This window comes from Clostridium sp. Cult2 (genome assembly GCF_021655075.1).
Lineage (GTDB): Bacteria > Bacillota > Clostridia > Tissierellales > Tepidimicrobiaceae > Schnuerera.
In genome coordinates this window covers 1-11,625 of sequence record NZ_PPXX01000042.1, presented here as the reverse complement: position 1 = coordinate 11,625, position 11,625 = coordinate 1, and the positions used below count along the sequence as shown (strand labels likewise).

At 33.7% G+C, this 11,625-nt stretch carries 12 protein-coding genes; all 12 read left to right on the top strand.

Annotated features, from left to right (window positions below):
• Window positions 1-336: 336 nt before the first annotated feature.
• Entirely contained in the window at window positions 337-1,419 is a 1,083-nt protein-coding gene (pdhA, locus tag C3E90_RS04575) for a pyruvate dehydrogenase (acetyl-transferring) E1 component subunit alpha (RefSeq protein ID WP_236914486.1), read from the top strand.
• 1 nt (window position 1,420) lies between these two features.
• Entirely contained in the window at window positions 1,421-2,401 is a 981-nt protein-coding gene (locus C3E90_RS04570; RefSeq protein WP_236914485.1) for an alpha-ketoacid dehydrogenase subunit beta, read from the top strand.
• Window positions 2,402-2,416: 15 nt separating this feature from the next.
• Window positions 2,417-3,712 carry a dihydrolipoamide acetyltransferase family protein gene (locus tag C3E90_RS04565; RefSeq protein WP_236914484.1) on the top strand — a complete coding sequence of 432 codons (1,296 nt, stop codon included), beginning with the start codon at window positions 2,417-2,419 and terminating at the stop codon, window positions 3,710-3,712.
• Window positions 3,713-3,732: 20 nt separating this feature from the next.
• Complete coding sequence (gene lpdA, locus C3E90_RS04560; RefSeq protein ID WP_236914483.1) at window positions 3,733-5,112, top strand: dihydrolipoyl dehydrogenase; 1,380 nt, start codon at window positions 3,733-3,735, stop codon at window positions 5,110-5,112.
• Between the two features lie 194 nt (window positions 5,113-5,306).
• Window positions 5,307-6,263: a GTP 3',8-cyclase MoaA gene (moaA, locus tag C3E90_RS04555; protein ID WP_236914482.1), complete on the top strand. Its 957-nt coding sequence runs from the start codon at window positions 5,307-5,309 to the stop codon at window positions 6,261-6,263.
• Window position 6,264: 1 nt separating this feature from the next.
• Window positions 6,265-6,738: a cyclic pyranopterin monophosphate synthase MoaC gene (gene moaC, locus C3E90_RS04550; protein WP_236914481.1), complete on the top strand. Its 474-nt coding sequence runs from the start codon at window positions 6,265-6,267 to the stop codon at window positions 6,736-6,738.
• A gap of 16 nt (window positions 6,739-6,754) precedes the next feature.
• Complete coding sequence (locus C3E90_RS04545; RefSeq protein WP_236914488.1) at window positions 6,755-7,195, top strand: MOSC domain-containing protein; 441 nt, start codon at window positions 6,755-6,757, stop codon at window positions 7,193-7,195.
• Window positions 7,196-7,654: an MOSC domain-containing protein gene (locus C3E90_RS04540; protein ID WP_236914480.1), complete on the top strand. Its 459-nt coding sequence runs from the start codon at window positions 7,196-7,198 to the stop codon at window positions 7,652-7,654. It begins immediately after the preceding gene.
• A 5-nt stretch (window positions 7,655-7,659) separates the two neighbouring features.
• Window positions 7,660-8,994: a sigma-54 interaction domain-containing protein gene (locus C3E90_RS04535; protein WP_236914479.1), complete on the top strand. Its 1,335-nt coding sequence runs from the start codon at window positions 7,660-7,662 to the stop codon at window positions 8,992-8,994.
• A 178-nt stretch (window positions 8,995-9,172) separates the two neighbouring features.
• Entirely contained in the window at window positions 9,173-10,993 is a 1,821-nt protein-coding gene (locus C3E90_RS04530; protein ID WP_236914478.1) for an aldehyde ferredoxin oxidoreductase family protein, read from the top strand.
• Window positions 10,994-11,098: 105 nt separating this feature from the next.
• On the top strand, window positions 11,099-11,323 hold the full coding sequence (locus C3E90_RS04525; RefSeq protein WP_236914487.1) for a MoaD/ThiS family protein: 225 nt from the start codon (window positions 11,099-11,101) through the stop codon (window positions 11,321-11,323).
• Window positions 11,324-11,392: 69 nt separating this feature from the next.
• Window positions 11,393-11,625 (top strand): chromate transporter (locus C3E90_RS04520; protein WP_236914477.1); only part of this gene is annotated, 233 nt, incomplete at its 3' end.

The following is an 11,625-nucleotide window of genomic DNA, read 5'->3' as shown; positions in this document are numbered from 1 at the left end:
ATTTTTAGAGATAAAAAAGTAGGATATGGAAATGCTATGGAAACCTTTGGATTCTGTACAGTTGTTTATGATGATTGATTTTTTCAATTCATTAGTATTTCAGGTTTAAATATATAATAGCTAACTGGTACAATTTTATTAATAAAATTGTACCAGTATTTTTATGCCCTAACTTCATTCCCTTTAGTATAAAAATAATCATTGTTCACAAAATATCATAATGTTTAAATCAGGGAATTTTGGGAATAAAAACAATGAAAATGATTATCAAAATCGAATGAAATATAACAAAGTATTGATGAAGAAATTTAATCCATAAAAGGGGGTAAATAAAATATGCGTTTTGAAGATTATAGCCCATTAGAAGATAAACACTATAGTATTTTAGATCCTAATGGTCAAGTCATTACAGAAGAAGACCTTCCTTCCCTTTTAGAGGAGGAATTAGTATACCTTTATAGAACTATGTTATTTAGTAGAATTATCGATGAAAAAACCCTATCCTATCAAAGACAAGGAAGAATGCTAACCTATGCTCCAAATATTGGTCAAGAAGCTGCTCAAATAGGTAGTGCTTATGCTATGGAAAAGGGTGATTGGTTAGTGCCATCTTTTAGAGAATTAGGAGCATGGCTTGTTAAAGGTGTACCTCTTAAAAATATCTTCCTCTATTGGTATGGTAATGAATGGGGAAGCTATATGCCAGAAGGTGTAAAGGTATTACCCGTTTCAGTTCCTATTTCCTCCCAACTACAACATGCTACAGGCATTGGCATGGCTAATAATATAAAAGGTGAAAATCATGTAGTAGTAGCCTATGTTGGAGATGGAGGCACTTCTCAAGGAGATTTCCACGAAGCTTTGAACTTTGCTACTGTATTTAAAGCACCAGTAGTATTTATTATTCAAAATAATCAATATGCTATTTCTGTTCCAAGAAAAAAACAAACAGCTAGTAAAACCCTTGCTCAAAAGGCAATTGCCTATAATATGCCCGGGATTTTAGTAGATGGAAACGATATATTTGCTATGTATTCAGCAACAAAAGAAGCCATAGATAGAGCAAGGAAAGGTGAAGGGCCAACATTGATTGAAGCCTTTACCTATCGCCTAGGCGCTCATACTACTTCTGATGACCCAACCAAATATAGAGAAGATGAAGAAGTAGAAAAATGGAAAGAAAAAGACCCGATTTTAAGGTTTAAAAAATATCTCCAAAACAAAGGAATACTGACTGAAGAATGGGAAGAAAAGACTAAAAAAGAATTAGAAAGGGAAGTAACATTAACTTTTGAAGAAATAGAGGACAAATCAGATACTTTAATTGAAGATATATTTAAATATCATTACGAGACTATGCCTCCACATTTAGAGGAACAATTAAATGATTACAAATCTTTTTTAGAAGGAGGTAATTAACATGTCTAATAAGTTGAATATTATTGAAGCTGTAAATCAGGCTCTTATGAATGAAATGGAAAGGGATGAAACTGTAGTAGTTTATGGTGAAGACGTAGGTGTGGAAGGCGGGGTATTTAGAGCCACAGTAGAACTACAGAAGAAATTTGGTAAAGAGAGAGCTTTTGATACACCTCTTGCTGAGTCCGCTATTGTAGGTACAGGTGTGGGTATGGCAATTAACGGTTTAAAGCCAGTTGTTGAACTACAGTTTATGGGATTTTCCTATCCTGCCTTTAATCAAATAATATCCCATGTTGCAAGGATGCGTAACAGGTCTCGAGGACGATATACACTTCCAATGGTAATTCGTGCTCCTTATGGTGGAGGTATAAGAGCTTTGGAACATCACTCTGAAAGTACTGAAGCCTTATATGCCCATATTCCAGGGTTAAAGGTTGTAATACCTTCAACACCCTATGATACTAAAGGCTTGCTAATAGCAGCCATTAGAGATTCAGATCCAGTACTCTTTTTAGAACCAAAACGAATTTATAGGGCCTTCAGGCAGGAGGTTCCAGAAAAGAGTTATGAACTTCCAATTGGGAAAGCAAAAGTATTAGAAGAAGGGGAAGATGTAACTATAATTACCTGGGGAGCTATGGTAAGGGATGTACAAGAAGCTAGTAAAATTGTAAAGGATAAAGAAATTAATCCTGAGATAATAGATTTAAGGACTATTTCTCCAATGGATAGAGAAACCTTTATAAACTCCGTCAAGAAAACGGGAAGGGCAATAATAGTCCATGAAGCTCCGAAGACTTTAGGGGTAGGTGCAGAGATAGTATCCATCATAAACGAAAAGGCCTTCCTATATTTGGAGGCTCCCCCAACTAGGGTAACGGGTTTTGATACTACCTTCCCATTGCCAAGGGGAGAAAAACACTATATCCCATCTCCTGAAAGAATTGCAAAGACTATAGAAGAAGTTGTGAAATTTTAGGGAGGAGGTAATAATATGAAATTTGAATTTCGATTTCCCGATATAGGTGAAGGGATTACAGAAGGTAACCTTATGAAATGGTTGGTAAAAGAAGGAGAATATATAGAAGAAGGTCAATCGGTGGCTGAAGTTGAGACGGATAAAGTAATTACAGAAATACCTTCTCCAAGAACGGGAAGAGTTTTAGGGTTGAAAGTGGAAGAAGGGGATTTAATTAATGTAGGAGATGTGTTTATTACCATAGATACTTCAGGAGGGGCTGATGAAATAGATGGTAAAGAAGAATTAGCTGAAAAGAAAGAAATAGTGGAAGAAGAAACAGCTGGTGTAGTAGGTGAGGTAATAGCTTCTTCTGAAGAAATTCCACCAAGTACGGAAGGTCAACCTAATTTTCCAGAAAAACCTGAGAAAGTTAAGGTATTGGCTACACCTGTTGCACGAAAAATGGCTGAGGATCTAGGTGTGGATATTTCAAAGGTAGAAGGTACAGGACCCAATGGTAGGGTTATGAAAGAAGATATAATAAAGGCTAAGGAGTCCATGTTTAAACCTATGAAAGAAATAACACTACCAGAAATAGAATACAAAGCAAGTACACCTATAGAAGATGAAGGAATAGAAAGAATTCCTCTTACCAGAATAAGAAAAACTATTGCAGAACAAATGGCGGTTTCTAGATTTACCATACCTCATACTACTGCAATGGATGAAATAGATGTGACAGAATTATATGAATTCAGGAAGAAATATAAGGAAAGGTTAAAAGAGGAAGAGGTAAGCTTAACCTTCCTTCCCTTTATCATTAAAGCAGTTATAAGAGTGTTGAAGGAATTCTCTGAATTCAATTCTTCATTAGATGAGGAAAATGATGAGTTAATATTAAAGCATTTTTATCATATAGGTATAGCTACTGATACTGATAGAGGTCTGATGGTACCTGTAATAAAAGATGCTGATAAAAAGAGTATAGTAGAAATTGCTAAAGAAATAGAAGATTTAAGCAGTAGAGCTAAAAACAATAAAATAGAACTTCACGAATTAAGGGGTAGTACTTTTAGTATAACCAATTATGGTTCTATAGGAGGCCATTTCGGTATTCCAATTATCAACTATCCTGAATCAGCAATTTTAGGTGTAGGGCGTATTGTTAAAAAGCCTATTGTAAAAGATGATGAAATAGTTATTGCTAGAATATTACCTTTATCCTTATCCTATGATCATAGGATAATTGATGGGGCTAGTGGGGCTCGATTCTTAAATCTATTATCAGAATTGCTTAGAGATCCAGAGATGCTATTGTTGAAATCCTAGAAAGGAATGAAGGTGATTATATGAATAGATATGATGTTATCGTTATTGGTGGAGGTCCTGGAGGTTATGTGGCTGCCATAAAGGCAGCCCAACTTGGGGGGAAGGTGGCGGTAGTTGAAAAGGAAAAACTAGGTGGAGTATGTTTAAATTGGGGTTGCATACCTACTAAAACTCTATTAAAAACTGCTAAACTATACGAAGATATATTAAGAGGAGAAGAGTTTGGCATTATAGGTATTGATAAAGAGGATGTAAAGGTGGATTGGAATCTTTTATCCAAACGTAAGGATAAGGTTGTAAAAAAACTGGTATCTGGTATATATATGCTCTTTAAGAAGAATAAAATAGACTTTTTTGAAGGTATGGGAAGAGTTATAGATAAAAATAAGATTGAAGTTAATGGAGAGGTCATAACTGGAAAAAATCTTATAATAGCAACGGGAGCCAAAGACAATTTGCCTCCCATTCAAGGATTAGAAGAGACTTTTAAGTCTGGGAAGATTATCAATAGTAAAGGTGCCTTACAATTAGAACAAGTGCCTAAGGACTTAGTAATAGTTGGTGGTGGAGTTATAGCCATAGAATTTGCCACTCTATTTAATTCTTTAGGTTCAAATGTGACTCTAATACAAAGATCAAGCCATATATTGTCTTCTATAGAAAAGGAAATGGCTATTACTCTTGAAAAACATCTTATTAGAAAAGGGATAAATATTGTAACGGAAACAAAGTTAAAGTCTATAACGGAAGATGGGGTTTCAATAGATTATAAAGGAGAAGAAAAGTTATTTAAAGGGAACAAATACCTTATATCTCTAGGATTAAAACCTGAGTTAAAGGGAATAGAAAATTTAAGCCTAGAGCTGGATTCTAAGGGATTTGTAAAAACCAATGAGAGAATGGAGACCAATATAAAAGGGGTATATGCTATTGGTGATTTAAATGGAAAATTTGCTTTAGCCCATGTTGCTTCTGCAGAAGGAATGGTAGCTGCAGAAAATATTATGGGAAGTGATAGTACTATGAATTACAATATAGTGCCTTCTTGTGTTTATACTTTCCCTGAACTGGCATCTGTTGGACTTACAGAGGAGGAAGCTAAAGAAAAGGGACATGATATTACAGTAAGCAAGTTCCCATTAGCTGCTAATGGAAAAGCATTGGCAGAAGGAGAAACCTTAGGGTTTGCTAAAATAATATCCGATAATAAATATGGTGAAGTTATAGGAGTTCACATTATGGCTAGCAACGCTACGGATATGATTTCCGAGGCTATAGTTGCAATGCAATTAGAATCTACAGTCTATGATGTAGCCAAGGCAATACACCCTCATCCTACCTTATCAGAAGTGGTTATGGAAGCAGCTCTTGGCGCCATAGACAAACCTATACACATATAAAATTGACTATATTAGAAAAGTTAGGCTTAAAAATCTAACTTTTCTTTTTGATAAATCAACTCCTAATATTGTTATATATTTGAAGAGAAAATAAAAAGCTGTTCTAAAATTATGTTTTGGAACAGCTTTTTATTATGATATAATTATATTGATATTATTAAAAGTTTTGTAAACCTAGGAAGAAGGTGGATGTTTTGAAGGATTCATTTGGAAGGAATATAACCTATCTACGTATATCTGTAACGGATTTATGCAATTTAAGATGTAAATACTGTATGCCTGAAGAAGGAATTACCAAAGTTCATCATAAAGATATATTGTCTGTTGAAGAAATAGAGGAAATAGCAAAAGTATTTGTAAAATTAGGAGTAAATAAGATAAGACTTACTGGTGGAGAACCCTTATTAAGGCCTGGTATTTTAGATATTGTTGAAAAAATTGGGAGGTTAGAAGGATTAAAAGATTTTGCTTTAACCACCAATGGAATATTATTAAAGAAATATGCTAAAGAGTTAAAACTAAGGGGAATTAATAGAGTTAATATAAGTTTGGATACTTTAGATGAAAATAAGTATAATAATATAACTAGAATTGGGAAACTTAAAGATGTAATGGAAGGAATTGAAGCTGCAAAAGAAGTAGGTTTAACCCCTATTAAAATCAATACAGTCTTAATAGGTGGGTTTAATGATGACGAAATAGAGGACATGGTAAGGCTTACTGAAAAAGAAGATATAGATGTAAGGTTTATTGAATTGATGCCCATAGGAGAAGCAATAAAATATGAATCAAAATACTTCATATCTAATGAATTAGTTTTAAAAAAAGTACCTGAATTAATCGAAATAGAAAGAAAGGATATATCTTCTCCAGCAGTTTATTATAAATTACCTAATGCTAAGGGAAGAGTTGGATTAATAAATCCAATATCCTGTAAATTTTGTGAATACTGTAATAGGATTAGATTAACAGCTCAAGGGAAATTAAAATTATGTCTCCATTCTAGAGATGAAATAGACTTAAAGGAAGCTTTAAGAAAGGGACAAGATTTAGAGAGGATTATAGTTGAGGCCATAGGAGAAAAACCAGAGTCTCATAATTTGGAATCAGGAGTATATGTAACTAAGAAAATGTACCAAATAGGAGGTTAAAATGGAATTTACTCATTTTAATGAAGAAGGTAGAGCTCATATGGTGGAAGTAGGAAATAAAGAAGATACTAAAAGAGTTGCAAAAGCTTATGGAAGAATAAAAATGAAAAAAGAAACCATACAGATGATTAAAGACGGATTGATAAAAAAAGGAGACGTCCTTTCTGTAGCTCAAATTGGAGGCATAATGGGCTCTAAAAGGACTAGCGATCTTATTCCTATGTGCCACAATATATTTATAACTGGTTCAAATATTAGATTTAATATATTAGAGGATAATATAGAAATAGAATCAGAAGTTAAGACTATTGGCAAAACTGGGGTAGAGATGGAAGCATTAACAGCTGTATCCATAGCTGCCCTAACTATTTATGATATGTGTAAAGCAGTAGATAAAGAGATGGTAATTGAAGAGATAAAATTACTCAAAAAATCTGGTGGCAAATCTGGTGAATATATTAGAAAAGAAGATTGATAGAGAGGTGTCTATTATGAATAAACTTGGCAAAGTAATTGATATAAATATATCTGAAGGAAAAGGCGTAGTAAAAAAACCTATAGAAAAAGGTGTTTTTATAGAAGATTATGGATTAGAAGGAGATGCTCATGCCGGGAAATGGCATAGACAAGTTAGTCTTCTTGGAATCGAAAGTTTTAAAAAGGTTGAAGAATTAGGAATTGAAGGTTTAAAACATGGTGATTTTGCAGAAAATATTACTACAGAAGGAATAATACTACATGAACTTCCTATTGGGACTAGAATGAAAATAGGTGAAACAATTCAAGAGGTAACTCAAATAGGGAAAGAATGCCATGTAGGATGTGCTATTTCAAAAAAGGTAGGTAAATGTATAATGCCTAAAGAAGGAATATTTACAAGGGTTATAAAAGGTGGGGCCATTAAACCTGGAGATACCATAGAGGTGCTTTAAATGCGAGTTGATTCTCTATTCATAAAGAAAAAAAAGGACAGGACTATTGAAAAAATTGAAGAAGGTTATTTAATAAAAGATTATGGTCTCGCTGGAGATATAAATGGAGTGGGTGGAGATAGACAAGTATCTATTGCTACTAAGAAAGTAAGAAGATATATGGAAAAAGGAGATTTAGAGGGGATTTGTAGCAATAGATTTTATGAAAATATTACAATTGAAGGATTAAATATTGAAAAACTATATATAGGACAGTGGATTATTATAGGGGATACTGTTCAAGAAATTACTTCTATAGGAAAAAGATGTTTCCCTGAATGTAATCTACTCATCTCACATAATCCATGCCCATTATTTAAGGAAGTATTGTTTGCCAAGGTGATAAAGGAAGGACCTATAAAAGTAGGGGATAAAGTAGACTTGATTAATAATACTAATCTGCAGGATGAAATTAGGTGATAAACATGGATTATAAAGAATATGTAGATAGTATAATAAAAAACATACCTTTAGGAATTGCCATTACAGGTGTAGATGGTTATGTTAAAAATGCAAATAATCAACTATTAGATATGTTTGGTTATAAGGCAATGGAGATAGTTGACAAACCTATATCCAACCTATTCCAAAATCCAAATAAAATAGAGAATTTATTGCAGAAACAAAAGAGTATTATTGAAGAAGAAGTATATGTAAATGCGAGGACAAATAAGGTTAGATTTAACTTATCGGCATATCCCATACATGGAACTGACGGTGATAGGTTAGATATTGTCTATATTTTTAATGATGTTAAAAAAGAAAGAAAACTAGCTAATAAAATATTAGAAAATAAAGCCATTTATACTTTTGATAAAATAATTTCCCAGGATGAAAATTTCAATAGAATAGTATGTTTTGCCAAGGAGGTATCTGATTCAAAGTCCACTATACTCATTACAGGTGAATCGGGCACTGGGAAAGAAATATTTGCTCAATCCATACACAATCATAGCGACAGAAGAAACAAACCTTTTGTTGCTATTAATTGTGGAGCTATTCCCAAAAATTTAATTGAGTCAGAACTATTTGGATATGTGGAAGGAGCTTTTACTGGGGCAAAAAAAGAAGGGCAACCAGGAAAATTTGAAATTGCTCATGAAGGAACTATTTTTTTAGATGAAATAGGAGAAATGCCCTATAGCATGCAGACTAGACTGTTAAGGGTTATTGAAGAGGGAATAGTTTCTAGAGTTGGAGCAATTGACCAAAGGGTTGTAGACGTGAGGATAATAGCGGCTAGTAATAGAAATTTAAAAGAAGAAGTAAAAGAAGGTAATTTTAGAAAGGATTTATTTTATAGGTTAAATGTTCTGCCCATTAGAATTCCACCATTAAGAGAAAGAAAAGGAGATATTCCTCTACTTATAGATTATTTTATGAGTAAAATATCCAAACGACTAAATAAGAAGAAAATTCCTATACCTAAGGATATAATGGAGGAACTAATGAACTATGAATGGCCAGGAAATGTAAGGGAATTGGAAAATTTTATTGAGTTATCTATAAATTTGGGATATGTACCAAAAGAATCAGGAGATGAGGGAACTATTGGATTAAAGGAGCATATATACAATAATCTTCTATTAGAATATATAGAAAGAAAACATATAATGGAAGTATTAGAAATATTCTCTTGCAATATTACCAAATCAGCAGAAGCTCTTGGTATTGGTAGGAATACCCTTTATAGGAAGATGGATAAATATGGAATAGACTGCTCTAATCTAGAGCAGTGGTCTGGATTGGAACGGGAATAAAGTGAAAAATCGTATTAGAATGGAACGGTTCTTATTAAAGCCTTGATATAAGATTGATATCAAGGCTTTTTATTTTTTGGCATAATTTATGCATAATTAATACTATGAAGTAAAAGTATAAATAGTGAAAAATTTACTATTAGCTTTTTTAGATAAATTATATAGGGAGGTATAAATTATGAGTGGATATATGGGGAAGATTTTGAGAGTTAATTTAACAGAAAGAACCATAGAAGTAGAGCCTCTAGATTATAAAGTAGCACAAAAATTTCTAGGCTCTAGGGGTCTAGGAGTTAAGATTATGATGGATGAGGTTCCAGCAAATGTAGAACCATTGAGTGAAGAAAACAAACTAATAATAGCAACTGGAGCTTTAACAGGAGCACCTGTTCCTACTAGCGGAAGGTATATGGTTATAACCAAATCTCCGTTGACAGGAACTATTGCTATAGCTAATTCTGGTGGCCAATGGGGAGCAAAGTTTAAGGCTACAGGCCATGACCTTATAATCTTTGAAGGAAAAGCTGACAGACCAGTATATCTTTATATTGAAGATGACAAAGTGGAGATTAGGGATGCTAATCATCTTTGGGGAAAGACTGCTAGTGAAACAACTGAAGCCATTGAAAAAGAATTAGAAGGCATTAAAGTTCTTTGCATCGGGCCAGCCGGGGAAAAATTATCTCCAATGGCTGCTGTAATGAATGATATAGATAGAGCAGCTGGACGTGGTGGTGTAGGAGCAGTAATGGGTTCTAAGAACTTAAAAGCTGTAGTTGTTAAAGGAACTAAAAAGATACCAATATTTGATGAAGAAAGAACTAAGAAAGTATCACAAGAAAAGGTTAAAACATTGAGAGAAGATCCAGTAGCTGGTGGGGGACTACCAACCTATGGTAGTGCTGTTTTGGTAAATATAATAAATGAATCTGGAGTTTTGCCAGTAAAGAACTTCCAAGAATCCTATACAGATAAGGCAGACTTAATATCTGGCGAAACTATGACTGAAAAATATCTTGTGAGGAAAAATCCTTGTTTTAGATGTCCTATAGCTTGTGGTAGAGTAGTCAAACTAGCCGATGGTACAGTTGTTGGAGGGCCAGAATATGAAACCGTATGGTCCTTTGGAGCTGACTGTGATGTATACGACTATAATGCAATAAACGAATGTAATATGCTATGTAATGAGTATGGATTAGACACTATATCAGCTGGTGCAACCATAGCAGCAGCTATGGAACTATATGAAAAGGGTTATATTAAAGATGAAGAAATAGAAGCAGACGGTTTAAGTTTAAAATGGGGAGATAAAGATGCTGTAATAGGCTGGACAAAGAAGATGGGATTAAGGGAAGGCTTTGGCGATAAATTAGCTGAAGGTTCCTATAGATTAGCAGAATCATACGGTGTTCCAGAATTTTCTATGACAGTTAAAAAGCAAGAACTTCCTGCCTACGACCCAAGGGGAGTTCAAGGACATGGAATAACTTATGCTGTAAACAATAGAGGTGGATGCCATATTAAAGGATATATGATAAGTCCTGAAATATTAGGTTATCCTGAAAAATTAGATAGACTATCCTTAGAAGGAAAAGCAGCATATGCTAAGGTTTTTCATGATTTAACTGCAGTTATAGACTCCATAGGCCTATGTGTATTTAGTACCTTTGGTTTGGGATTGCCAGATTATGTGGATATGTATAATGCAGTATGTGGAGATATATATGATAATGACACATTATTAGAAGCGGGAGAAAGGGTATGGAATTTAGAAAAGCTATATAATCTAAGAGAAGGAATAGATAGTTCCCATGACAAACTTCCAAAGAGATTATTAGAAGATCCTGTAGTAGATGGACCATCAAAAGGTCATATACACCATCTAGATAAACTACTACCTGAGTACTATGCAGTAAGAGGATGGGATGAAAAAGGTATACCAACAGAAGAAACTTTAGAAAGATTAGGACTTGAAGAGTATAAAAAACATATAGATTAGTAACTTAAAAAGATTAAGGCTCCGAAAGGAGCCTTTTCGATTTCTTTTGTTGATAATTTTCAAACCTGTATTATATAATAATGAAAAGGGGAGGTGGATGGGATGATTAAAGTTGAAGTTAGGCTATTTGCTCACTTTAGACAGGGAAGGCAAAAGAATCAAATAATAGAATTAGAAGAGGGTAAGGATATTTCTTATGTACTGGATTTATTAAATATAAATGAGGAAGAAGCTAGTATAGTGCTACTCAATGGAATGGATGGTCCTTTGAATAGACAGCTTAAAGATGGTGATGTATTGGCTTTATTTCCACCAGTAGGGGGAGGTTAAGATAGATTAATGCAGTTTTTAAATCCTTCCTTTGGGTACTATATAATAGAAGCCCAAAGGAGGGATATTTTGAAAGAAAACGATTATAATAGCTTAAATATAAGGGATAAAGTAGAAAGGCAAAAGGAGATAATTAAAGTATTTTTGAGATTAGGTTTCTTTGCTTTTGGTGGACCGGCAGCTCATATTGCCATGATGGAAGAAGAAATAATAAATAAAAGGAAATGGATTAACCATGATAAATTTATGGATTTAATTGGAGCTACTAATTTAATCCCTGGTCCTAACTCAACAGAAATTGC